Here is a 23027-nt window from a genome sequence, read left to right as displayed (position 1 = left end):
GGCGTTCAGTCCTTTTCCTGGGTGATTCGAGCCGCGAGGTTGTCGAGCACCTGGCCCCAGCCGGTTTCGATGCCGGCGATGAAGGGGACGGCCTCGACGGTGGTTTCGGTGATGCGCAGGTCGAGGCGGAGCCGCGTCCCGCCCGGCGCCTCGGTGAACTTCAGGTCGTAGTGACCGGTGAAGAAGGTGTCCCCCTTGGCGTCCAGCACCGAGAGGTCGAACTCGAGGTGTTCGGGTTCGGTCGCGGCGCGGACCTCGCCCGCGGAGCGGTATCGCCCTTCCGCGTCGCGGTAGTCGAGCACGGCTCGGCCGCCCGTCCACGGCTCGATGACGCAGTCGGTGACGGTCATCGAAGGCGGCGCCCACCAGGAGGCGAGCAGCGCGGAGTCGGTCCAGTGCCGCCAGACGTCGTCGCGCGGCGCGGCGAGCAGACGGTCGAACGCGAACGCCCGTCCGTCCGCCCACCGGTTTTGGCTCGCGGCCGCGGTGTCCGCGGAGATCGCGGCCTGATAGCGCGTGAGGACATCGCGCTCGCCCTCGTTCGCTTCGATGGTCTCGATCAGCGCCCGCACCCGGCTTCCGAGGTCCTTCAGCGGACTCGCTTCGACCGCGTAGACACGACGCTGCCCGAGCGGGAAGACCGTCACGAGACCGACGCGGGCGAGGGTCTGCAGGTGCTTGGTGGTCTGCGGCTGGCGCAGGCCGGTCAGCTCGGCGAGCTCACCGACGGACCGGGGCCGCTCCGCGAGAAGCTCGACGATGCGCCACCTAGCTCCGTCTCCCAGTGCTGCTGCGATCTGCTCCATGCCGAGAAGTATTCACTTGTCAGAATATTCTTGTCAAGGAATATTTTCACGATGGAACTCCACCAGGCTGCGCTGCTCGGTCAGCGTGGAGAAGGAGTCGAAGACCAGGCCGTGTGCGGCGGCAAGCTCGCGAAGTTCGTCGAGGCGCCGTTCGCGGCCGCCGTAGAGGACGAGCATGACCAGGTCCCACTCGGTCTGCGCCCCGATCCCGCCGACCGCCTCGATGACGAGGACACGCCCACCCGGGCGGGCGGCCTCGGCGCAGCGGGCCAGGATGCGGTGGGCGTGCTCGTCGTCCCAGTCGTGGAGGATGTCGGACAGGAGATACGCGTCCGCCCTGGCCGGGAGCGGGTCGAAGAAGCTGCCCGCGGTCACCTCGGTCCGGCCTTCGAGCCCCTGCTCACGCAGTTCCTTTTCGGCGACGGCCGCGGTGGGCGCGAGGTCGACGAGATGGCCGCGCACCGAGGGGTTGGCCTTCAGGATCGCGGCCAGCAGGCTGCCATGACCTCCGCCGACGTCGACGATCGTGCCGAAGCGGGCCCAGTCGAAACCGGCGACGAGCCCCGGCACCTGCGTCAGGAACCGCTGGGTCATCTGCCGGTCGAACGTCTCCCGCAGATGCGGATGTTCGGCGAGATCGGCCCAGAAATCCTGGCCGTAGCGGCGGATGTAACCCGCTTGACCGGTGGCGACGCTGTGCGCGAGTTCGACGAACGCCAGTTCGCCCCGCCCGCCGGCGGCGTTCATGTCCAGGAGCCCGGCGAGACCGTTTCCCGCGTCGGCACGCAGGTTCGCCCCGTAGCCGGTGGTGCGATAACCGGTCGAAGTCCGTTCAAGGACGCCGAGAGAGGTCAAGTGCCCCAGCAGCAGATCGAGCGCGAGCGGCGCTTGGCCGAGTTCCGCCGCCAGGTCACCGGCGGTCGCGCCGTCGCCGGACAGCCGGTCCGGCAACCCGAGGGTGACCGCGACCCGCAGTGCCATCGGCGTCGCCAGCCCGGCCAGCCGGAGGAGATCGTTTCTGTCGTCGTGGTTCGTCACGAAGATCCACTGTGGCAGCGCGGTCAAGTGCGTTTACGGGGTCAGCGTCCGCCCCGTGAGTCCCGCGGTCTCGACCGCCTCGACATAGCTCCGCGCGACTTCCTCCGCCGGGGTGCCGCCGTCCGGTTCGCCGAGCGCGGCGAGCGTTTCACTCACCCAGCCGGGGCTGACCGCGTTGACGCGCAGCCCACGTGGCAGTTCACGGGCCGCGGCGGCGACGAACGCTTCGAGACCGGCATTGGTGAGGGCCCCGAAAGCGCTACCGCGCAACGTCTCCGGGATCCGGCCCGCGGTCACCGTGACCGAACCGCCGTCCGGCAGATACGGTACGGCGTGCCGCAGCAGGAACACCTGGCCGAGCAGTTTCCCTCGCAGGCCTTGGGTGAACTCTTCGTCGGTGCCGCCGTCGACCGGCACCAGTGAGCCACTCCCCGCGCAGCACACGACGTGCTCGATACCCGGCTCGGCGGCGAAGAGCGCGTCGAGTGTGGCGGGCTGCTCGACGTCCACCCTGACTTCGCCGGAGCGGGACGCGGCGAGCACGGTGTGCCCGCGTGCGGTGAGCGCTTCGGAGACCGCGGCCCCGATCGTCCCGGTGGCACCGATCACGAGGATCTTCATCGGCGTCTTCCTTTCAAGGGCGGGTGAGAGGTTCCGTTTCGTAGGCCCGGTGAAGCGCCGCGACGAACGACGGCGCTTCCGGCAACGGCGTCGCGCCGATCCGGCGCACCGCGATCCCGGGCGTCCACGAGTTCATGACCACCGCGCCGCCGAGCCCCGGCAGGTCGGCGAGCGTGACCTCCTGAACCCGTTGCGGCACACCGAGCCGCCGCTGGACGATGCCCATCGTCGTTCCCCGCAGCAGACCGGCTTCGGGCCACACCACCGTATCGCGATCCCAGAAGGCGAGGTTCCAGATCGTCGCCTCGCTCAACCGGCCCTGACGGTCGACGAACGCCGCGTCGTCGAACCCTTCATCGACGGCCTGACGCCGGAAGTACGTCTTCGCCATCTCGCCGGTGTGCTTGATGGCGGGGATGACGCGCTCGTGTTCGACGGCCGTCAGTTTCAGCGGACCCGCCGGGCCGGACGCCGGAGGCCGGGTGCGCACGAGGACTTCGAGTTCACCCGGCAGGTGGATCGTCACAGTCAGGGAGACGTCCGCCGGACCCGACTCGATCGCCTTGCGCACGTACGAGCGGATCAGGTCGTCGGGCAGGGCGTCGCCGAACAGCTCCAGCGAGGCGGTCCGGAGCCGGTCCAGATGCAGGTCGAGACCGCGGACCAGGCCGTCGCGCACCTGCATGGCCGTGAAGTGGGCGAAGCCGGCGAAAGCGAGTGGCGCCAGGTCTTCGGCGGTCGCGGTCTCGCCGTTCCGCTGCGCGACATAGGAACTCATATCCGCACCGTAATCCGGTTGCGGCCGCGGTGCCCCGGCGGCAGGATCCCGCGGGTGCCCGCTTCGCGTTCCGGACTGCCGCGCTGGCAGTTCGACCTGACCTGGTCGTTGTTCGAGTACCACCTCGCCGCCCTCGAACCGGCGGACTTCCGTTGGGAGCCCTCGGCCCTCTGCTGGACGGTGCGGCCGGACGGCACTCCCGACTGGGCGGACACCGAACCCGACCCGATCCCGGTCCCCACGATCGCCTGGCTCACCTGGCATATCGGCTGGTGGTGGAGCGTCGCGCTGGACCACGCGAACGGGCGGACTCCGCGCGAGCGCGAGGAAGTCACCTGGCCCGGCGAAGAATCCGCCATCGAATGGCTGCGCGGACTTCGCGAGGAATGGCTGGCCGTCTTGGATCGTTTGACCGACGCCGACCTGGACGCGCCCTCCGCCTATCCGTGGGGCGAGGACGCCGGGCTGACCTTCGCCCACACCGTCGCCTGGGTGAACTCCGAACTGATGAAGAACGTGTCCGAGATCGGCCAGCTCAGGTTGCTGCGGCTCAGCGCGGCGTGATGCCGGGAATGGACTTCAGCTCGCCAAGGAGCATCGAACTGACGGCCACCGGATAGTCGTCGAGCGCGTACACCGTCCCGGCGAGCTCCACCCGGACCGGAGTCTTTCCCTGATGTGCCAGCAAAGCCTGCCTCAATTCGAGAACGGCGTCCTCGGTCAGCCGTTCGGCGGTCGCGTGCAGGGTCAGTGGCGGCTCTCCGTCTTCCGCCGCCGAAAGATCGAGCGGTACGAGGCCGCCACCGAATACGGACATCTTGTCCTCCCGCCAGTTCACCCGGCCGTTGACGCGGACGGCGTTGTCCTCGGCGAGATCCGCCGCGAACAGCGCGTACGCCTTGGGAAAGAAGAGAACTTCGAGCGCCGCGTCGAGATCCTCGATCGTGCAGATGGCCCACGGCTCGCCCTTCTTGTTCACCCGCCGCTCCAGTGACGTGATGAGCCCGGCGACGACCACCTCGCCTTCCCGCGGCGGATTGTCGAGGATCGCCGCGATCGGGCGGGGCGCGTGCCCGCGCAGGACGCGTTCCGCCCCGTCGAGCGGATGCGCGGACACGTACAACCCGAGCATTTCCCGTTCGTAGGCGAGCAATTCCTTGCGCGGCCACTCTTCGACACCCAACTTGAGATGCGCGAGCGGTGAGGTGCCTTCTTCGCTCTCCTCGCCCGCGCCGAAGAGGTCGAACTGGCCCATCGCCTGCTTGCGTTTCAACGGCACCACGGCGTCCACCGCGTCCTCGTGCACCCGCAGGATCGACAGCCGTGTATGCCCGAGCGAGTCGAACGCGCCCGCTTTGGCCAGTGATTCGATGACCCTTTTGTTGCAGGCCACCAGCGCCGACTTGTCGAGGAAGTCGCCGAACGACGCGTATTTCCCCTTCTCCCGCCGTGTCGCGATGATCGCTTCGACGACGTTCGCGCCGACGTTGCGCACCGCGCCAAGCCCGAACCGGATCGCGTCCCCCACCGCCGAGAATCGGAGCCCCGATTCGTTGACGTCCGGCGGCAGCACCTTGATCCCCAGCCGACGGCATTCCGAGAGGTAGACCGCCGACTTGTCCTTGTTGTCCCCCACCGAAGTCAGCAGGCCCGCCATGTACTCGGCGGGGTAATTCGCCTTCAGGTACGCGGTCCAATAGCCGACCAGGCCGTAGCCCGCGGCGTGGGACTTGTTGAACGCGTACCCGGCGAACGGCAGGATCGCGTCCCAGAGAGCCTGCACGGCATCGAGGGAGAACCCGTTGGCGAGCATGCCGTCCCGGAACCCCTCGAACTCCTTTTCCAGTACCTCTTTCTTCTTCTTGCCCATCGCCTTGCGCAATACGTCGGCGCGGCCCATGGAATAGCCGGCGACGTCGCGCGCGATCCGCATGATCTGTTCCTGGTACACGATCAGGCCGTGCGTCTCGGCCAGGATCTCGCGCAGCGGCCCGGCCAGTTCGGGATGGATCGACTCGATCGGCTGCCTGCCGTTCTTGCGGTCCGCGTAGTTGTTGTGCGTGTTCATCGCGATGGGGCCGGGCCGGTACAACGCGTTCACCGCGATGATGTCGCCGAATCCGGTCGGCCTCAGGCGGCGCAGCAGATCCCGCATCGCGCCGCCGTCGAGCTGGAAGACGCCGAGACTGTCACCGCGGGCGAGCAGTTCATAGGTCGCCGGATCCTCGACACCGAGCGTGTCGAGGTCGATCTCCTCGCCGCGGTTGGCCTTGATGTTGTCGAGCGCGTCACCGATGACGGTGAGGTTGCGCAGGCCGAGGAAGTCCATCTTCAGCAGGCCGATGGCCTCGCACGACGGGTAGTCCCAGCCGGTGATGACCGCGCCGTCGTCCCGCCGCCACAACGGGATCGCGTCGAGCAGCGGTTCACTCGACATGATGACGGCGCAGGCGTGCACCCCCGCGTTGCGGATCAGTCCTTCGAGCCCGCGCGCGGTATCGAAGATCTTTGCCGCCTCGCCGTCGCCTTCGAGCAGCGCGCGGACCTCCGCCGCTTCGGCGTAACGCTCGTGGCCTGGCTCCACGATCCCCGCTAGCGGGATGTCCTTCGCCGCGACGGGCGGCGGAAGCGCCTTGGAGATCCGGTCGGCGATCGCGTAACCGCTCTGTCCATAGTGGACACGGGCGGAATCCTTGATGGCCGCCTTGGTCTTGATGGTGCCGAAAGTGATCACCTGAGCGACGTGCTCGGCGCCGTACTTGTCGGTGGCATACCGGATCATCTCGCCGCGGCGCCGGTCGTCGAAGTCCATGTCGATGTCCGGCATGGAGACCCGCTCGGGATTGAGGAACCGTTCGAAGAGCAGGCCGAGGTCGATCGGGTCCAGATTGGTGATGCCGAGCGCGTACGCCACGAGTGAGCCCGCCGCCGAACCGCGGCCAGGCCCGACCCGGATGCCGACACGGCGGGCATGGTTCATCAGGTCGGCGGTGATCAGGAAGTACGCCGGGAAGCCCTTTTCGGCGATCACGCCGATCTCGAAGTCGGCTCGGGCGAGGTAGGCGTCAGGAACGCCGTCCGGCAGGCGGCGGCGAAGCCCTGCCGCGACCTCTTCGCGCAGCCAGGATTCCTCGTCGTGTCCATCGGGGACTTCGAAGACCGGCATGCGGTCGACGTGCCGGTAGACGTCGTCGTATGGCTCGATCCGCTCGGCGATGAGCAGCGTGGAATCCGCCGCGCCCGGGACTTCCGTGTCCCAGTACCGGCGCATCTCCTCCGCGGACTTGAGGTAATAGCCGTCGCCGTCGAATTTGAACCGGCCGGGATCGTCGAGGGTCTTGCCGGACTGGACGCACAGCAGCGCGGAATGCGCCGCCGCCTGATCCTGGGTGACGTAATGCGAGTCGTTGGTGGCCAAGGGTTTCAGGCCGAGCCTCCGCCCGATGTCGAGCAGTCCGTCCCGTACGGACCGCTCGATCGGGAGGCCGTGGTCCATCAGTTCCAGGAAGAAGTCGTCCGCGCCGAAGATGTCGCGATAGTCCGAGGCCGCCTGGATCGCCTCCTCCGGCTGGCCGAGCCGGAGCCTGGTCTGCACCTCGCCGGACGGGCATCCGGTGGTGGCGATGATGCCTTCGTGGTGCCGCGAGAGGAGTTCGCGATCCATCCGGGGTTTGCGGTAGTAGCCCTCCAGACTGGCCAGCGAGGACAGTTTGAACAGGTTCCGCAACCCTGTCGCGTTCTCCGCGAGCATGGTCATATGCGTGTAGGCGCCGCCGCCCGAGACGTCACCGCCGTCGCCACGCCGACCCCAGAACACCGGCTTCTTGTGGAAGCGGGACTCGGGCGCCAGATAGGCCTCGATACCGATCACCGGTTTGAGCCCGGCCCGGACGGACTGCCGGTAGAACTCGTCGGCGCCGTACATGTTCCCGTGATCGGTCATGCCCACCGCGGGCATGCCGAGCCGCTGGGCCTCCTCGAACAGCGGCGCGATCTTGGCCGCGCCGTCGAGCATCGAGTATTCGGTATGAACGTGCAGGTGCACGAAGGAGTCCACCGGCCACTCCCCACGGTTGTACGATCCGGTCCGACGCGGCGATTGGACCCAAGGCGCACAGGCGTTGTCCAACAAACGACACGCGGCGATCGACAACCGGCAGTTGTAGGGGGAGACAGTGGAGCTGGACCTGGGCGCGGTACGCGCGTTCGTCGCGGTGGCCGAGGACCGGTATTTCGGCGAGGCGGCGATCCGGCTTGAGGTGAGCCAGCAGGCGATCTCGAAGCGGGTCGCGAAACTCGAAGCCGATCTCGGCGTACGTCTGCTGTCGCGGACACGCGGCGGCGCCGAGCCGACCGAAGACGGCGAGGAGTTCCTCAAACACGCTCGCGCGTTGATCAACCTGGCGGACCAGGCCGTCGAACGACTTCACGGCAGGCGCCGTCCGCTGCGTGTCGACGTCCTCGGCACGCGGCTGGCGACCATGGAGGTGATCCGGGCGTTCCACGCCGACCACGACGACGAACTGGAACTGGTCACGCCCGGGCTGGGCGCGGTGCGCCGGTCGATGCTGCCCGAGACCGTCGATGCCGCCTTCGCGCGCGTCAGCACCGCGCCGGAGCCGGGCATCGGCCGCACGCCCGCCTACCTGGAGCCGGCGAATCTGCTGGTCGGACGGCGGCATCCGCTCGCACGGCGGCGGCGGGTCGCGATGGCGGAACTCGACGGCATGACGGCGTGGATGCCCTACAACGCGCGGGCCAGCGAATGGGCGGAGTTCTGGCAGGAGCTGTGCCCCGAGTTCGGCATCCTGATCGACACCGACGGCCCGAACTTCGGGCTCGAACACCACATCGAGGTGATCGGCACGTCGAAGGACCGGCTGGGTTTCGTCGGCGCGAAGATGCACGTGCCCTGGCATCCGGACGTCGTCCAGATCCCGCTCGCCGACCCGACGCCGGTGTACCCGTTCTCCCTGCTGTGGCGGCACGAGAACCGGCATCCCACGCTGCCGCTGCTGATCGAACACGTCCGGTCCGGGTACCGGCCGTTCGAGCCGGAGCGGCAATGGCTGCCGGTGGCGGACCGGGAGGCGATGAGCGGGGGTCAGTGAGGACGGCCGGACCGATTACCTGGCCTGGGCAGGCTTCACGCGCCATCGCCGGTTCGTCTGACCTCTCGACAGGCGGAAGTACATGAAGGCCCCCTTCCTTGCGCCTGGCGCAAGGAAGGGGGCCTTCATGTACTTGGGGAACGTCCTTCCGCGCCAAGTGTCCTTTGTGGCCGGACAAGGCACCGTCTTGACGGGCCACGGATCGGGATCTACTCTTCTCCCTTCAGACAGGCACAGACGAAGAGCCACTGTCAGCGGTCTTCGTCGTGTCTGTTTTTTTGTGTCGGATCGCTGACAGCCAGCGCAGAAAGTTGGCGGTCCATGAGTTCATCGACGCTCAGCCCGACAGGCTCGATCTCGAACGTTTCCCAGGTAGCCGCGCTGATCAACAGTCTTTCGAAGTTGCCGCGCAAGGCGAATCTGCTGTGGTATCTCGTGCTGGGCGGCCTTTTCCTGGACGCCTACTCCAACGCCGCGCTCGGCGCGGGCCTGTCGCCGATGATCAAGGAACTCGGCCTCAGCTCCACCCAGGTCGGCGTGCTCACGGCGACCGCGCCCGCGGTCGCCATCCTGTTCAACCCGATCGGCGGCTGGCTTGCCGCCAGGATCGGGCGGGTCAAACCGCTCATCGCCGCCAAGGCGCTCGCGGCGATCGGCGCCGTGCTGACGGCGACGGCGGGCGGCTTCGGCGAGGTGTGGTTCGGCCGCGGCCTGGTCGGGGTCGCGTACGGCATCGACTTCGCGGTCGCCATGGCCATGCTGGCCGAGTACACCCCCGCGAAACTGCGCGGACGGCTCAACCTCTGGCAATCCGTCTGGTACGTCGCCACCACCGTGAATCTGGGGCTGACGCTGGTGTTCTTCCACCTCGACGCCGGGGTGGGGATCTGGCGGTGGTCCGTCGGTTCGGCAGGCGTCTTCGCCATCGCGCTGCTGGTGCTGCAGCTGATGTTCCTCGTCGAGAGCCCGTCGTGGCTCGCGGCCAAGGGAAAGCTCGCCGAGGCCGCGGTCAGCCTCCGCCGGATCTACGGTTTCCAGGTGACTCCGGGAACCGGGAGCGGGCCGGACCCCGCCACGGAACAGAAGATCGGGTTCCGGCACGCGGGTGTGCTGTTCCGCAAGCCGTATCTGCCGCGGACCTTCCTGTCCACGGCGATCTCGCTGACCCAGTCGATGCAGTACTTCGCCGTCGGGTGGTACCTGCCGGTGATCAGCCTGGCGATCTTCGGCCAGGCGTTCCAGACCGCGACCCTCGGTTCGATGGTCTTCAACATCGCCGGGATCATCGGCGGCGCGCTTTCGGCGTACGTCGGCAGGAAGATCGGGCTTCGGACGAGTTCCGCCATCGGCTACGCGTTCGCGTTCGCCATCCTGCTGGTGATGGGGCTGGGCTTCGGGAAACTCCCGATCGCCGTCGGTTTCCTGCTCCCGTTCCTGTTCATCTTCTTCCACTCGGCCGGACCGGGCGCGAACGGCAAGTCGATCGCGGCGCTGTCCTACCGCAGCGACATCCGCACGCTCGGCACCGGGGTGACCGGGATGCTCGGCAGCTTCGGCAGTGTCATCGGGCTGTACGTGTTCCCGCAGATCAAGGAGGCGATGGGGCTGGGGCCGACGATCGCCCTGCTCGCGGTGGTGCCGTTCCTCGGCCTGGTCTCGTGCCTGATCGTCCGCTGGGACCCGACCCGCAGCGGAATCGATCCCGACGACGAGACGATCGACTTGAAACTCGGGCGCGCCTGATGCGGCGCGGGATCCTGGCGGTCGACGAGGGTTCCACCGGCACCAGGGCGGCGGTCGTCGGCGAGGACGGCCGGTGCGGGCCCTCCTTCTACACCTCCATCGACGTGAGCCACCCCGAACCGGCGCAGGTCGAACAAGACGCCATGCAGCTCCTGGACCGGACCGTCGACGTCGCCCGTCAAGCGGTGGCGTGGGCCGCCGAGAACGGCGTGGAGATCGCGGGGATGTCGATCTGCACCCAGCGCGCGACGGCCGTCCTGTGGGACCGGGAGACCGGCCGCCCGCTGGCCCCCGCCGTGGTGTGGCAGGACAGCCGTTACGCCGCGGAACTGGCGCAGCTCGCTCCGGAGTGGGACCGGCACCTGTGGCAGGCGACCGGCCGTCCAGTGGGGACTCGCGCCCCGTTCCTGTGGGCGGCACGGCAACTGGAGCGGCTCGACGTCCCGGCGGAACGGGTGCTGTTCGGTTCCGTCGACACCTGGCTGGTGTGGCATCTCAGCGGTCGCGAGCGCTTCACGATCTCGGCGACCAACGCCGTCGCGTTCGGCGGTTATCGGTTGCGTGAGCACGCGTGGGACGCGGAGTGGCTGGCAGCACTGGGTTTTCCCGTCGAGCTGGCGCCGTCGCCGCAGGACGACGACGGCGATTACGGTTACACGGACCCGGAACTGCTCGGTATCCGCGTGCCGATCGCGGCGGTCATGGGTGATCAGCATGCGTCACTGATCGCGCTGGGCGCGCTTTCGCCCGGCCAGGGCACCTGCGTCCACGGCACCGGTACCTTCGTCGGTGCGCTGGCCGGTGACGAGCCGCCCGAGGCGGTGGGCGGACTCGACGGAGTGCTGTGCCTGGTTGCCTGGCGCAGCCGCGGTCACAGCCGGTTCAGTCTCGAGGCCTACACCTCGACCACCGGCTCCGCCCTGCGCTGGCTCACCGAGGATCTCGGCCTGTTCGCCTCGGCGGCCGAGATCAGCGCGCTGGCCGCGACACAGCCGAGCGGCGAGGCGACCTGGTTCGTGCCGACGCTCGCCGGGCTGCGCACGCCGGTACTGCGGCCCGAAGCGCGTGGCCTGCTCGCCGGGCTGAACCTGGCGACCACACGGGAAGTCCTCGCCCGCGCGGTGATCGACGGCATCGCCCACGCGGTGAGTGACACCGTCGACGCCTTGCGGACGACCATGGACCGGCCGATGACACATCTGCGGGTGGGCGGCGGTCTGGCGGCGAGCGACGCGTTGCTCCAGAGCCAGGCCGATTTCACCGGTCTCGCCATCGAGCGGGTGGCGGATTCGGCGACCGCCAGCCTGCGCGGCGCCGCCTATCTCGCCGGCACGCGGCTCGGGCTGTGGCCATCGCTGGCCGGCGCGGTGGCCCACCGCCCACCGGACCGGATCTTCGAACCCGGCCTCGCCGAAACCGACCGGCTGAAGCTGCGGGCGCGCTGGCAAGACGTGCTCGCCGTCTCGCTGTCGTGAATCCCTTGTTCTGATCGGAAAGGCTCCTCAATGTTCACACTGCCGTCCCGGCGGCCGAACGCCGTCGCCGCGGGAGCGACGCTTTCGGCACCCTTGCGGCTGGACCGTCGCACCGCGCTGACCGGACTCGAAACCGATGAGTTCGACCTGCTCGTGATCGGAGGCGGGATCACCGGCGCCTACACCGCGCTGGACGCCGTCTCCCGCGGCCTTTCGGTCGCGCTGGTCGAACGGGACGACTTCGCCTCGGGGACGTCGTCCAAATCGTCCAAGATGGTGCACGGCGGCCTGCGCTACATCGAGCAGGGCAACCTGGACCTGGTCCGGCATTCCCTGCTGGAGCGTCAGCGGTTCCGCCGCAACGCCCCGCATCTGGTGCAGCGCCTGCCCTTCCTGTTCCCGATCCTGGCGAAGGACGGCGTTTTCGACGCCAGGATCGCCCGCGCCTTCGAAAGTCTCTTGTGGACATACGATCTCGCGGGCGGCTGGCGGATCGGCAAGCTGCACCAGCGGCTCACGGTCGACGAGGTGCTGGCGCACGCCCCCACGTTGCGCGCGGACCATTTGCGCGGCGGCCTGATGTACTACGACAGCCGCGCCGACGACGCGCGGCTGACCCTCGCGATCGTGCGCAGCGCGGCCAGGCTCGGCGCGGTCGTCGTCAACGGCGCCGAGGTGACCGGCCTCCGCACCAGTGGCGGACGCGTGACCGGCGCGACGGTCGAAGCCGACGGCGAGCGGATCGACGTCCGGGCACGCGTGGTCGTCAACGCGACCGGGGTGTGGGCCGACAACGTCGACGGCATGGCGTCCGCGGGACACCGCCCCCAGGTGCGCCCGGCGAAGGGCGTCCACATCGTGCTGCCGTGGTCGAAGATCCGCAACGACTGCACGGTGACGGTCCCGATCCCGGGCCGGGCGAGGCGGGCGACCTGCACCCGCTGGGGCGACGTGGTCGTCGTCGGCACCACCGACACCGACTACGACGGCCCGACCGACGACGTGCACTGCACCCGCGACGAGATGGAGTTCCTGCTCGAAGGCGCCACGATCGCCTTCGACACCAAGCTCGGCCCCGAGGACGTGCTGGGCAGCTACGCGGGCCTGCGGCCGCTCGTCGGCGGCTCCGAGGGAACCACGCTCGACATGCGGCGCGATCACCACATCACCGTCGCCTCGGGCATGGTCACCGTGACCGGCGGCAAACTCACCACCAGCAGGCATATGGGCGAGCTCGTCGTGGACAAGGCGCTCGGCCTGCTGGGGCGCAAAGCCCGCTGCCGCACCAAGAACCTGCCCCTGCTCGGCGGCGCCGGCTACGACGCGGAGGCCACCGCGGCGACCGGCGGGATCGCCGCGCACCTCGGCGGCCGCTACGGCACCGAAGCCCGTTTCGTGAGCGCGCTCGTCGACGAGGATCCGACGCTCGGCGAGCCGCTCATCCCCGGACAGCCGCATCTCAAGGCCGAGGTCGTGTTCGCGGCCAGGTCGGAGATGGCGCGTTCGGTGGACGACGTGCTGTCCCGGCGCACGCGGCTGCGGTTGTTCGCCAGGGACGCCTCCGCCGAGGCGGCTCCGCTCGTCGGCGAACTGCTCGGCGCCGAACTCGGGCTGTCGCCGGACACCGTGGCCGCGCAAGTGGAGGACTATCGGGCGGAAGTCGCCCGGGAGAAGTCGATTCTGTTGGGAGACAACGCATGATCAGCAGCCAGACCATCGCCCACCCGTTCAACCGGGGCAACTACGTGGTCGGCGCGCCGACGCCGCCGCGCTGGGGCGACCGCACCCCGCCCGGCCAGGGAGCGGCATCGTTGCAGACGACCACCGTCGCCGTGCCCGCCGCGCTGACCGAGTCGCTGCGGGGCGTCGCGGACGCGGTGCACACCGACCACGACGAGGTCGTGCTGCGCACCCGCGACTGGTGGGCCGGTTCGATGATCGGCGAGACCGCGGGGAACCCGGCGACCCCGGACGCGGTGATCGCCGAAGTGAGCACGGTCGAGCAGGTACAGGCCGTGGTCCGGCTGTGCGGTGAGCACCGGGTGCCGTTGACCGTGTCCGCCGGGCGCAGCAACGTCACCGGCGCCGCGCTGCCGGTGTTCGGCGGGGTGGTGCTGGACGTCTGCGGGCTGAACCGGATCCTGTCCTTCGACGCGGACTCCCAGGTCGTGGACGTGCAGGCGGGCATGTTCGGCGACCTGTTCGAAACCGAACTGCAGAAGACGCACGGCGCCACCACCGGGCACTGGCCGTCCGCCTTCGCACTGTCCACTGTGGGCGGTTGGGTGGCCTGCCGCGGCGCGGGTCAGCTCTCCACCCGCTACGGGAAGATCGAGGACATGGTGGTCGGCCTCGACGTCGTGCTGGCCGACGGCACGCTCGCCCGGTTCGGCGACTACCCGCGGGCCGCCACCGGCCCTGACCTGCGCCAGCTGTTCGTCGGCTCGGAAGGCACGCTCGGCGTGATCACCTCCGTGCGGCTGCGCACCCATCCGCTGCCCGGATACGCCAAGGCGGTCGCCTACGGTTTCGAAACCTTCGCCGAGGGGCTGGAGGCGTGCCGTCTGATCATGCAGCGCGGCGCGACCCCGGCCGCGATGCGGCTCTACGACAAGCTGGAGAGCGGAACGCATTTCGGCCTGCCGGACACCAACCTGCTGCTGATCGCCGACGAAGGCGACCCGGTACTGGTCGACGCGATGCTGCGCGTCAGCTCCGAGGTCTGCGCCGCGACCGGGTCCGAACTGGACGGCGAAGCCCTCTTCGAACGCTGGCTGGACGAGCGGATGCTGGTCGGCAAGTCCGCCGACGGGTTCACGCCCGGCCCGGGTTTCGTCGCCGACACCCTCGAAATGGCCGGGGCGTGGTCGGCGCTGCCCACGATCTACGACGAGGTCGTGGCCGCGATCCAGGCCGTTCCGGGCACCGTGGCCGCCTCCGCGCACCAGTCGCACGCCTACACCGACGGCGCGTGCCTGTACTTCTCTCTGCGCGGCGACGTCGAGCCGGAGAAGCGGCGGCACTGGTACCGCTCGGCTTGGGACGCGGCCAACGCCGTGCTCGTACGTCACGGCGCCGCGCTGAGCCACCACCACGGTTCCGGTCTGCTTCGCGGGCCGTACCTCGCGGACACGCTCGGCACCGGCTTCGACACCTTCGTCGCCGTGAAGCGGACCCTCGATCCGCAGGGCCTGCTCAACCCGGGCAAGCTCGGGCTGCCCAGTGACTTCGGGCCGAACCCCCTTGACTCCACGAGCTGATCGACCACTGTGGACCGTATGAACGAGAGGATCACGGCGGCGTTCGCGGACGTCCCGGTCTGCGCGTCGGTGGTCGGCACCGCCAAGGTGGGCGACTTCGCGAACTCGGCGTCCCGCGTCGGCATCCTCGCGGCGGTCCCGGTCGGGCAGCTGGCCAAGATCGTGCCGGTGCTGACGGGACTGGAGAAGGTCCTCTTCGTCAACATCGACTCCTGTCCCGGCCTCGCCACCGATCGCGGCGGCGTGGACTTCCTCCAGGAGATCGGGGCGACCGGGGTGGTCAGCACCAGGGTCGCCCCGATCGAACGGGCACGCACGTTGTCGATGCTGACGATGCACAAGGTGTTCGTCACCGACCGGTCGAATCTGAACCGCAGCCTGGAAGCGGTGAAACGCAGCCGTCCCGACCTGGTGGAGCTCATGCCCGCGCCGATCATCCCCTGGATGTCGGCGCAGGCCCGCGAAACCATGTCGCCGTTCGTGGCGGCCGGTTTCGTCACCGACCGGTCCGGGGTGGCCCATTCCCTCGCGATGGGCGCGCTGGGCGCCGCGTCGTCCGATTCGGGGCTGTGGTCGCTGACCCGGTCCCAGCTGAGCGCAGGAGAAAAATGATTTTCGTCGTGGTGGCCCGGTACGTGACCGCGCACCGGGACCGCGTCCTCGAACTGCTGGAGCCGATGGCCGCCGCCTCACTGCGTGAGCCTGGCTGTGTCGGCTACACCGTCCACTCCGGAACCGAGGACGGAGTGGTGGTGATCGTCGAGGAGTACGAGTCCGAACAGGACTTCACCGGCCACTGCGAGTCGGAGCACTTCCGGCGGATCGTGCTCGGCGAGGTGGTTCCGTTGTTGTCCGAACGCCAGGTCACCACCTGTGTCCCGGCCGGGAGCGGGCGATGATGCGGGTCCGGGGCGCGGTCCTCCGCGAAGTCGGCCGCCCGCTGGAAATCGAGACGATGACGCTGGAGCCGCCCGGGCCGGGTGAGCTGCTGGTCCGGGTGCGGGCCGCCGGGCTGTGCCACTCGGATCTGTCGGTGATCGAGGGCACCAGGCCCCGGCCACTGCCAATGGTCCTGGGACACGAGGCCGCTGGCGAGGTGGTCGAAGCGGGGCAGGGCACCGGCTTCACGGCGGGTCAGCATGTCGTGCTGTCGTTCGTGCCCTCCTGCGGCGACTGCCGCCCCTGCCTCACCGGGCGGCCCGCCCTGTGCGCCCCGGCGGCCGAGTCGAACCGGAACGGCACCCTGCTCGGCGGCGGCACCCGCTGGTCCTCCCCCGACGGCCGCCCAGGGCACCACCTGGGCGTCTCCGCGTTCGCCGAACACATCGTCGTCTCGGCCCGTTCGGTGGTCGCCGTCGACGACGCCCTGCCGTTCGACGTCGCGGCCCTGTTCGGCTGCGCGGTGCTCACCGGCGCCGGCGCCGTCTTCAACGCGACCGACGTACGACCGGGAGACAGCGTCGCCGTCTTCGGCCTCGGCGGCGTCGGCCTCGCCGCACTCCTCGCCGCGAAAGCCGCCGGCGCGGCCACACTGGTGGCCGTCGACCTCGTCGCCGAAAAGCGCGAGCTGGCACTGTCCCTCGGCGCGACCCACGCACTCGAGGGCGACGTCGACGCGATCAGGGAACTCACCGACGGCGGCGCCGACCACGCCGTCGACACCACCGGCGTGGTCGCCGCCCTGCACCAGGCGTACCGGGCGACCCGGCCGGGCGGTACCACCGTCACCGTCGGCCTTCCCGACCCGTCCGCCGAACTCGCGCTGCCCGCGCAAAGCCTGGTAGCCGAAGAGAAGACGCTGCGCGGCAGCTACCTCGGCTCGTGCGTCCCCCGGCGCGACATCCCCCGGTTCATCGCCCTCTACCGGGCCGGGCTGCTGCCCGTGGAGGCGTTGCTGACGCACCGGATCGGGCTGGAGGAGATCAACACGGGCTTCGACCGACTGCGGCGGGGCGCCGCGGTGCGGCAGGTCGTCACCTTCTCTTGAGGTGGGGAGCGCGCCTTCGCGAGAACCATCACTCCTCGCCGACGTGCCTCCGCAACTCCTTGGCGGCTCGCGCCGGGAGGGCGAGCAGCACCCCTTCGAGCATTTCCCTCGCTTGCCGGGGATCGCCGCAACACTCCCAGATACCACAGCCCTCGGTGTCGACCCGAAGCCGTCGGTACGGGTCCGCGGTGAACTCTCGCCAGAGGCGGAGCGCGGTCCGGGTCGCACCGGGCCCGAGATAGTTCCGGGAACGTTCGAGCCGGGCGATCTCGGCGGCGAGTGCGGGCGAAAAACCCCACGGGTCACGGAGTTCGGCCGGACGCCGAAGTCGAAGCCCTCGCCGGACTCGTGCGGGCGCTCTACGCGGCATTGCCCTTTCGGAAATCCATCACCCGATCATCGTGCCACACCCCGAAGTCCGTGAGGGCCTCCTTCCCTACCTTGAGAGTAGGGAAGGAGGCCCTCACGGACTTCCACGCTCAGCCGACGATGTCGATCTCGAAGTCCACGTTCGAGCTGTACTCGAAGTCGGCCCACACCGCGCCCGGCAGGTGGTACCGCCGGTGCGAAACCGTCTTCGGGTTGAATCCGGGCGTCTGCATGGGATTCCCGCCGACACCCACCTTGTCGCTTCCCCAGGCGTAGATGTTGCCCTGCCATACGGGCGCGTCGGTGATGCCGTCCCCGTCGACACGAGGGCGGACGATGATCGCGGCCGTCTCGCTGCCGGAGAGCAGCAGCCGCACGGACGTGACGGACGGGCTGGCCGGAATGGTCCTGCGTTCCATGAGTTCTGTCGTCGCCTTCCGCTTCGGGGCGGCGCCGCCGCCGGTCAAGTGGGCGTTCGTGTAGGACTCGTTGAGGTCGACACTGCTCGCGCGGATGCCGGGCACCTGGCCGGCGTCGGAGTACTGGTGCACGTCGTAGTGGCCCGCGGCGGCATCGGGTTTGGCGCCGTAGCGCGCGATCCAGATGACCAGGTCCGGCACGCCGAATCGATCCGGCCGCAGCATCTTGGCGAGCGAGTTGTTCAGGTAGATGCCCGGCCGGAACCCGTGTCCGGCCACGCGGTTGCAGAACCTGATCGAGAAGTCGCGCTTGCGCGCGTCGGGGATGTTCGGCGTCCCCGAACCGGGCGGGTTGTCCTCGAGGTCGAGCATCGGGACGCATCCGGTCGCCCCGAGCCGCCGGACCTCCGCGATGAACACGTCGGCCTGCGCCTCCGGCGACGGACTCGCCTGAGCGAAGTGGTAGCCGCCCACCGGGATTTTCACCGATCTGGCTCCGGCCACCAAGGCATCGCCGGTGTTGCGGCCGCCGTTCGGCAATCCACCACCATCGGTGAGCTTGACGAAGACGAACGTCACGCCATGATCCTTGACGGCCTGCCAATTGGTAACGGACTGAAAGCGGCTGTAGACATCTATTCCCAGCGCCATCGTTACAGCCTGGCGGGTGAACCGATTGGACAAAAGGGCCTAGTGGGCGATAACTGGTACGTCCGATTCGCCCTTTTGGGCGGCCACTCCTCGGCTGACGCGGCTCACCCATACCCGTACTGTGACGACATGGCGTCTCGAAGCCCCTTTCGCTGGATGACCCGGTGGGCGGACTGGTTCGAAGAGCGCGGCGTCTACGTCCCCGGCGAGGAGAGCCGAGCGGTCGATCCGATGCGCGATTTCGGCTGGCTGATCGTGGCCTGGGTGTCCGGTCTGGCGATCTTCATCCTGTTCTTCGCCTTCGCCGTCTGATCGTCGCCGGTGTGCCACCGAGGTGACGACTGTCACTAGCCGTACCCTTCCGATCACGGATCGGCCACGGCTGTACACCAGGTGCGCCTCAACCCGGCCGTGCCGCTCCTCTCGGCTGCGGAAGACCGTCACTCTGGACTCTTCGGCACTAATACCTACCTCGAACGGCCCACTCGCACCTCCGACTGGAGTAACCGCACATGGCGCCCCCGCGCACCCCGAAGCTCTTGATCGCCGCCTGCTCCCTGATGCTGGCGGCCGCCTGCGGGGTTCCGGCACCGGAAAAAGGGGCCGCCGCGCTCGGCGCGGACGCCCCGAAACAGGGAGTGGCCGCCACCCACACGGAAGGCGACCTCGCGTTCGGCGCCCCGCATCGGTTCGCGACCGGGGTCACGATCTCCGTGTCGGCGCCGAATTCGTTCCGCCCCAGCGCGTCGGCGTACCCGCAGAGCCCCCGTGCGGTGGCCTTCGGCATCGAGGTGACGAACGCGGGCGACGGCACGTACCGGCTCTCCGGCCTGTCCGTCGCGGGTGAGATCGACGGGGAAACCACGGCGGTCAAACAGGTCGTCGACCCGGTGCAGGGCTACAACGGCGTCGCGGACGCCGGCAAGGACGTGGCGCCGGGCCGGTCGGTCCGGCTGAATCTGGCGTTCGCCGTTCCGGACAAGCCGGTGAGGCTGCGCCTCCAGGTGCGGCCGAGCCCCTCGGAGCCCGTCGCCGCGAAGTACTGCGGGAGGGTCTGACGCCGCCGGTTCGCTACCGTGTGCGTCATGACCGAGCAGCGACTCTCCCCCGGCGACAAAGCGCCCGACTTCACCCTCCCCGACAGTGAGGGCAACGACGTCAAGCTCAGCGACTTCCGCGGCGAATCGGTCGTCGTGTACTTCTACCCGAGCGCCGGCACGCCGGGCTGCACGAAGCAGGCGTGCGACTTCCGGGACAGCCTCGCGCAGCTCAACGACGCCGGTTACCGCGTGCTCGGCATCTCGCCGGACAAGCCCGCGAAGCTCGCGAAGTTCGTCGAGGCGGAAGGGCTGACCTTCCCGCTGCTGTCCGACACGGAGAAGACCGTCCTGAAGGCATACAGCGCCTTCGGTGAGAAGAAGAACTACGGCAAGGTCTACGAAGGCGTCATCCGCTCGACGTTCGTCGTCGACCCCGAGGGCAAGATCGCCGTGGCGCAGTACAACGTGCGCGCGACGGGGCACGTCGCGAAGCTTCTCCGGGACCTTTCCCTGGCGTCCTGACGATGACGGGGCTGGAGGGACCCGCACTCAAACTGGGCGGCAGTATCGCCACGCACGCGGCGAAGTCGTGGTTGCAGCGACGGCGGAAGAAGACCGAGCGCGAGTCGAGCCTCGCCGAACTGGCGACCGACGAACTCAAAGGGCCGCTGGAAAAACGCAAGCTCGAGAACCTGGTGGAGACGATCGGCCTGCAGGTGGCCGAGGAGCTGAAGCCGGTTCTCGCCGCACGGTTCTCGACACTGCCCGAGAACGAGATCACCGCGGCGTTCCTCGCTGTCGAGGACACCCTCGGCAAGGTCGATCTCTCCGATGAAGCCCTCTTGGCGGATGACGCCGACCCGGAACTCCTGGCCCGGCGCGTCCGCGAACAGTTTCCCGCCCGCTCGGCCCTGCTCGCCGAGCGGGCGGCGGATCTGTACGAACTGGCGCTGGATCAGGCGTGCCGCCACCTCGTGATGGTGGTGCGGCACCTACCGTCGTTCCAGCCGGCAACGCTCGCCGAGATCTTGGGACGTCTGTCCCGGCAGTCGGACCAGCTGGACCAACTCCTCGCGCGGATCCCGAAAACGAGCCTCACCGCACCGGCCGGGACCAACCATGACGAGGAGTTCAAGGCGGAGTACCTGAGCCTGCTCTCCCGGAAACTGGACAGGCTCGACCTGCTCGGGCTGACCAAGGACGACCAGCCGACCCTGCAGCTGACAGTCGCCTACCTCAGCCTTTCGGTCTCCTCCGAAAGCTCGCACAGTGACGACCGGCCGGAGAACTGGTTCGAAAAGCACCCTGGTCGCCGCGACGGCACGACGATGCGGGCGGAGAGCGCGATCGGTGAAGAGCAGCGGACACTGGTGCGCGGCGAGGCGGGTTCCGGCAAGACCACCCTGCTGAATTGGCTCGCGATCAGCGCCGCGGGCAGCCGATTCACCGGGAAGCTGTCGTGCTGGAACGGATTCGTCCCGTTCCCGATCCGGCTGCGGAGCTTCACCACCGGCGAGCTCCCCGGCGCCGAGCACTTCGTGGCCCACGCCGCCCCCACGCTCGCCGGACGGGCACCCGCCAACTGGGCGGACCGTGTGCTGCGAAGCGGAAAGGCGATGATCCTGGTCGACGGCGTCGATGAGGTCGAGCCTCCCCGCCGCCGGAAGGTCAAGGATTGGCTCCAGGAACTCGGGTTGACGTATCCGGAGGCCCGTTTCGTCGTCACCTCGCGGAGCGCGGCCGCGGACCAGCGGTGGCTCTACCAGGAAGGCTTCGGTTCCGTTCTGCTGGAACCGATGAGTCCCGCCGACATCCACGCCCTCGTCGACAAATGGCACGAGGCGGCCGTTTCGGTCCGCCCGGAAGAGGATCTCGACGGTGCTCGGCGACGGCTGCTGAGCCAGCTCAACAATCGCCCACATCTGCGCACGCTGGCTTCGAGTCCGTTGCTCTGCTCGATGTTGTGTGCGTTGAACTGGGCGCACCGCTCGGAACTGCCGCGTGACCGGATGGATCTGTACCGCAAGGCCTTGTCGATGCTGCTGCACCTGCGCGACACCGCGCGCAGCATCACCGTCCTGCTCACCGAGCAGCAGAAACTGATCCTGCTCGGGCATCTCGCCTGGCGGCTCACTTCCAGTGGCAAAGTCGAACTGCCGAAGGACGAAGTCCTGGAGCACATCGCCTATCGGCTGCGCTGGATACCACACGTCGACCACGGCGCAGAAGAGGTACTGAGCCACCTCCTCGAACGCAGCGGCGTGCTGCGGGAGCCGGTGAGCGGCCGGGTGGACTTCGTGCACCGGACCTTCCAGGAATTCCTCGCTGCGAGCGAAGCCACCGAGGCACGCTATCTGGACACCCTGATTGCGAACGCGCATCGGGACACCTGGCGAGAGACCGTGATCATGGCCTGTGGTCACGCCAAACACCATCAGGCCGACAAGCTGCTGACCGAGATCCTCGATCGCGCCGACTCCGAGCAGCGGTACACCCGTCGCTTGCGGTTGCTCGCGGCGGCCTGTCTAGAGACGGTCAGCAACATCGATCCGGCCGTGATCGAACGCGTCGAACATGTCATCCGAGAGCATCTCGTCCCGCCGAGAGACCTTCGCGAAACCCAGTCTCTCGCGTCTGTCGGTCCCAGACTTTTGCGCTATCTCCCGGAAACCACCGGCGAGCTCAGCGAGGCGGCCGCTGCCGCGACCGTCCGGGCTGCGACACTCACCGCGGGCGACGATGCTCTGCAGCTTCTGCGCGGCTACGCCCAGGATCCTCGGGAGAAGGTCCAAAATCAGCTCAGCGAGGCGTGGCAATACTTCGATCCGGAACGCTTCGCTGATGAAGTACTGGCCGATTCCCCTTTATGGAACGGCAAGTTCGAGGTCAACGCCAGCAGGCTGCTGCCCTATACGGGACGGCTTCGCCATCTTGACGCCTTGTCCGTCAGCCCCTCCGAAGAAGTGTATGGCCTCGACCTGATCGAGGGCATGCCCGAGCTCCAGGAGCTCAGCCTACACTTCGACGAGAACTCCGTCGTGGACTTGACCTCCCTGGCCGACCATCCGACGCTGAGGAAAGTCAGCCTGTACTTCGCCAAAAAGTACACCGGTCTGCAAGGCCTGAAATCCTTGGAGTCGCTCGAAGAGTTAACCATCTTCCGGGCCTCGCCCTGGCGCGGTTTGGAAGCATTCGGCCGCCTGGCACACGTACGAGACCTGTCGCTCGATTGCCTGCAATCGGTCACCAGTCTCGCGGCTCTCGCTGCGATGACTTCACTGGCCGGACTGAGCATCTCGGAATGTACCCGCCGCGCGCTGGCCGCCACACCACCGATGCCCGGAATCGACATGCTGAGCCTGGGCAGCAGCCTGAGGACCGGAATCACCGCACAGTTGATCGCCGAGAAGTTCCCCGGCCTGACGTTCCTTTCGGCGACGGCAGCCGACATGACGGATTTGATCCCGGTGGCCGATCTTCCACTGAAATCGCTCCAACTCGTGAAGTGCGCGCTGGACGACCTCGCTCCGCTCGCCGCGCACCCAACGCTGAAGAGCGTCTTTATCTGGGCCGCTCCCGGCCCGGACGCGGTTGACGTCCGGGCGTTGACGGGTCTCGACATCAGTCTCTTCGCACGACCGGAATCCCGCATAACCGGACTGGACGAACTCGGTCCCAACGTGAAGATAATCCGCTGACGGTCGTGAGTGGCGTTTCGGGTTCTAACCC

The 23027-nt window shown here is 68.4% G+C and carries 20 protein-coding genes; 13 read left to right on the top strand and 7 right to left on the bottom strand.

Going from position 1 to position 23027, the window contains the following annotated elements; all coding sequences use genetic code 11:
- Window positions 1–5 precede the first annotated feature (5 nt).
- Genes DMH03_RS13025 through DMH03_RS13010 form a run of 4 tightly spaced genes read right to left on the bottom strand, consistent with a single transcriptional unit; the run spans window position 6 to window position 3243 of the window.
- The gene (locus tag DMH03_RS13025) at window positions 6–806 is read right to left on the bottom strand and encodes a metalloregulator ArsR/SmtB family transcription factor (RefSeq protein WP_125792248.1); all 801 of its coding nucleotides are present in this window, start codon (window positions 804–806) and stop codon (window positions 6–8) included.
- A gap of 33 nt (window positions 807–839) precedes the next feature.
- On the bottom strand, window positions 840–1844 hold the full coding sequence (locus DMH03_RS13020; RefSeq protein WP_125792247.1) for a methyltransferase: 1005 nt from the start codon (window positions 1842–1844) through the stop codon (window positions 840–842).
- Window positions 1845–1877: 33 nt separating this feature from the next.
- The gene (locus DMH03_RS13015) at window positions 1878–2465 is read right to left on the bottom strand and encodes a short chain dehydrogenase (protein WP_125792246.1); all 588 of its coding nucleotides are present in this window, start codon (window positions 2463–2465) and stop codon (window positions 1878–1880) included.
- A 13-nt stretch (window positions 2466–2478) separates the two neighbouring features.
- On the bottom strand, window positions 2479–3243 hold the full coding sequence (locus tag DMH03_RS13010) for an aminotransferase class IV family protein (RefSeq protein WP_125792245.1): 765 nt from the start codon (window positions 3241–3243) through the stop codon (window positions 2479–2481).
- Window positions 3244–3297: 54 nt separating this feature from the next.
- Here DMH03_RS13010 and DMH03_RS13005 point away from each other — a divergent pair, with 54 nt between their 5' ends.
- Entirely contained in the window at window positions 3298–3807 is a 510-nt protein-coding gene (locus DMH03_RS13005) for a DinB family protein (protein WP_125792244.1), read from the top strand.
- Here the strand turns inward: DMH03_RS13005 and dnaE are convergent.
- Window positions 3794–7300: a DNA polymerase III subunit alpha gene (gene dnaE, locus DMH03_RS13000; RefSeq protein ID WP_125792243.1), complete on the bottom strand. Its 3507-nt coding sequence runs from the start codon at window positions 7298–7300 to the stop codon at window positions 3794–3796. The two genes, DMH03_RS13005 and dnaE, sit on opposite strands and share 14 nt — an antisense overlap.
- Window positions 7301–7418: 118 nt before the next feature.
- Between dnaE and DMH03_RS12995 the strand changes: the two genes are divergently transcribed.
- The 8 genes from DMH03_RS12995 (at window position 7419) to DMH03_RS12960 (ending at window position 16819) form a co-directional block, all read left to right on the top strand.
- Window positions 7419–8354 (top strand): LysR family transcriptional regulator, encoded by a 936-nt coding sequence (locus DMH03_RS12995; protein ID WP_125792242.1) that lies wholly within the window; start codon window positions 7419–7421, stop codon window positions 8352–8354.
- Between the two features lie 321 nt (window positions 8355–8675).
- Window positions 8676–10097 carry an MFS transporter gene (locus tag DMH03_RS12990; protein WP_125792241.1) on the top strand — a complete coding sequence of 474 codons (1422 nt, stop codon included), beginning with the start codon at window positions 8676–8678 and terminating at the stop codon, window positions 10095–10097.
- Complete coding sequence (locus DMH03_RS12985) at window positions 10097–11572, top strand: FGGY family carbohydrate kinase (RefSeq protein ID WP_125792240.1); 1476 nt, start codon at window positions 10097–10099, stop codon at window positions 11570–11572. The genes DMH03_RS12990 and DMH03_RS12985 overlap by 1 nt, the downstream gene beginning before the upstream one ends.
- Window positions 11573–11602: 30 nt before the next feature.
- Window positions 11603–13273: a glycerol-3-phosphate dehydrogenase/oxidase gene (locus DMH03_RS12980; protein ID WP_125792239.1), complete on the top strand. Its 1671-nt coding sequence runs from the start codon at window positions 11603–11605 to the stop codon at window positions 13271–13273.
- Entirely contained in the window at window positions 13270–14832 is a 1563-nt protein-coding gene (locus DMH03_RS12975) for an FAD-binding oxidoreductase (RefSeq protein ID WP_125792238.1), read from the top strand. The genes DMH03_RS12980 and DMH03_RS12975 overlap by 4 nt, the downstream gene beginning before the upstream one ends.
- Window positions 14833–14850: 18 nt before the next feature.
- Window positions 14851–15444, top strand: coding sequence for a glycerol-3-phosphate responsive antiterminator (locus DMH03_RS12970; protein ID WP_125673740.1), 594 nt, complete (start codon window positions 14851–14853; stop codon window positions 15442–15444).
- Window positions 15441–15731, top strand: coding sequence for a putative quinol monooxygenase (locus DMH03_RS12965; RefSeq protein WP_125792237.1), 291 nt, complete (start codon window positions 15441–15443; stop codon window positions 15729–15731). Before DMH03_RS12970 ends, DMH03_RS12965 begins: the two co-directional genes overlap by 4 nt.
- Window positions 15728–16819 (top strand): zinc-binding dehydrogenase, encoded by a 1092-nt coding sequence (locus tag DMH03_RS12960; RefSeq protein ID WP_233611483.1) that lies wholly within the window; start codon window positions 15728–15730, stop codon window positions 16817–16819. Before DMH03_RS12965 ends, DMH03_RS12960 begins: the two co-directional genes overlap by 4 nt.
- 28 nt (window positions 16820–16847) lie before the next feature.
- On the opposite strand, the gene DMH03_RS12955 is transcribed toward DMH03_RS12960, so the two are convergent.
- Window positions 16848–17189: a hypothetical protein gene (locus DMH03_RS12955; RefSeq protein WP_125792236.1), complete on the bottom strand. Its 342-nt coding sequence runs from the start codon at window positions 17187–17189 to the stop codon at window positions 16848–16850.
- A 109-nt stretch (window positions 17190–17298) separates the two neighbouring features.
- Complete coding sequence (locus DMH03_RS12950) at window positions 17299–18258, bottom strand: glycoside hydrolase family 25 protein (RefSeq protein ID WP_255431240.1); 960 nt, start codon at window positions 18256–18258, stop codon at window positions 17299–17301.
- 129 nt (window positions 18259–18387) lie between these two features.
- On the opposite strand from DMH03_RS12950, the gene DMH03_RS12945 reads away from it, so the two are divergent.
- The 4 genes from DMH03_RS12945 to DMH03_RS12930 all read left to right on the top strand — a co-directional run bounded on the left by DMH03_RS12945 (window position 18388) and on the right by DMH03_RS12930 (window position 22996).
- The gene (locus tag DMH03_RS12945; protein ID WP_026466904.1) at window positions 18388–18570 is read left to right on the top strand and encodes a hypothetical protein; all 183 of its coding nucleotides are present in this window, start codon (window positions 18388–18390) and stop codon (window positions 18568–18570) included.
- Between the two features lie 200 nt (window positions 18571–18770).
- Window positions 18771–19316 (top strand): hypothetical protein, encoded by a 546-nt coding sequence (locus tag DMH03_RS12940; protein ID WP_125792235.1) that lies wholly within the window; start codon window positions 18771–18773, stop codon window positions 19314–19316.
- A 27-nt stretch (window positions 19317–19343) separates the two neighbouring features.
- Window positions 19344–19820, top strand: coding sequence for a thioredoxin-dependent thiol peroxidase (bcp, locus tag DMH03_RS12935; RefSeq protein ID WP_125785066.1), 477 nt, complete (start codon window positions 19344–19346; stop codon window positions 19818–19820).
- 2 nt (window positions 19821–19822) lie between these two features.
- Window positions 19823–22996 (top strand): NACHT domain-containing NTPase, encoded by a 3174-nt coding sequence (locus tag DMH03_RS12930; protein WP_125792234.1) that lies wholly within the window; start codon window positions 19823–19825, stop codon window positions 22994–22996.
- The last annotated feature ends 31 nt before the right edge of the window (window positions 22997–23027 follow it).

It is taken from the genome of Amycolatopsis sp. WAC 01376, from assembly GCF_003947415.1.
In the GTDB taxonomy this organism is placed as follows: domain Bacteria; phylum Actinomycetota; class Actinomycetes; order Mycobacteriales; family Pseudonocardiaceae; genus Amycolatopsis.
Note: the sequence above shows the minus strand (reverse complement) of the source record. Positions and strands in the feature narration are given on the sequence as shown.

Coding starts and splice junctions, on each gene's coding strand:
- DMH03_RS13025 (WP_125792248.1), bottom strand. CDS start 806: ATGGAGCAGATCGCAGCAGCACTGGGAGACGGAGCTAGGTGGCGCATC.
- DMH03_RS12945 (WP_026466904.1), top strand. CDS start 18,388: ATGGCGTCTCGAAGCCCCTTTCGCTGGATGACCCGGTGGGCGGACTGG.
- DMH03_RS13010 (WP_125792245.1), bottom strand. CDS start 3,243: ATGAGTTCCTATGTCGCGCAGCGGAACGGCGAGACCGCGACCGCCGAA.
- DMH03_RS12955 (WP_125792236.1), bottom strand. CDS start 17,189: ATGCCGCGTAGAGCGCCCGCACGAGTCCGGCGAGGGCTTCGACTTCGG.
- DMH03_RS12990 (WP_125792241.1), top strand. CDS start 8,676: ATGAGTTCATCGACGCTCAGCCCGACAGGCTCGATCTCGAACGTTTCC.
- DMH03_RS12940 (WP_125792235.1), top strand. CDS start 18,771: ATGGCGCCCCCGCGCACCCCGAAGCTCTTGATCGCCGCCTGCTCCCTG.
- DMH03_RS12965 (WP_125792237.1), top strand. CDS start 15,441: ATGATTTTCGTCGTGGTGGCCCGGTACGTGACCGCGCACCGGGACCGC.
- DMH03_RS12930 (WP_125792234.1), top strand. CDS start 19,823: ATGACGGGGCTGGAGGGACCCGCACTCAAACTGGGCGGCAGTATCGCC.
- DMH03_RS12970 (WP_125673740.1), top strand. CDS start 14,851: ATGAACGAGAGGATCACGGCGGCGTTCGCGGACGTCCCGGTCTGCGCG.
- DMH03_RS12980 (WP_125792239.1), top strand. CDS start 11,603: ATGTTCACACTGCCGTCCCGGCGGCCGAACGCCGTCGCCGCGGGAGCG.
- DMH03_RS12950 (WP_255431240.1), bottom strand. CDS start 18,258: ATGGCGCTGGGAATAGATGTCTACAGCCGCTTTCAGTCCGTTACCAAT.
- DMH03_RS12975 (WP_125792238.1), top strand. CDS start 13,270: ATGATCAGCAGCCAGACCATCGCCCACCCGTTCAACCGGGGCAACTAC.
- DMH03_RS12960 (WP_233611483.1), top strand. CDS start 15,728: ATGATGCGGGTCCGGGGCGCGGTCCTCCGCGAAGTCGGCCGCCCGCTG.
- DMH03_RS13015 (WP_125792246.1), bottom strand. CDS start 2,465: ATGAAGATCCTCGTGATCGGTGCCACCGGGACGATCGGGGCCGCGGTC.
- bcp (WP_125785066.1), top strand. CDS start 19,344: ATGACCGAGCAGCGACTCTCCCCCGGCGACAAAGCGCCCGACTTCACC.
- DMH03_RS12985 (WP_125792240.1), top strand. CDS start 10,097: ATGCGGCGCGGGATCCTGGCGGTCGACGAGGGTTCCACCGGCACCAGG.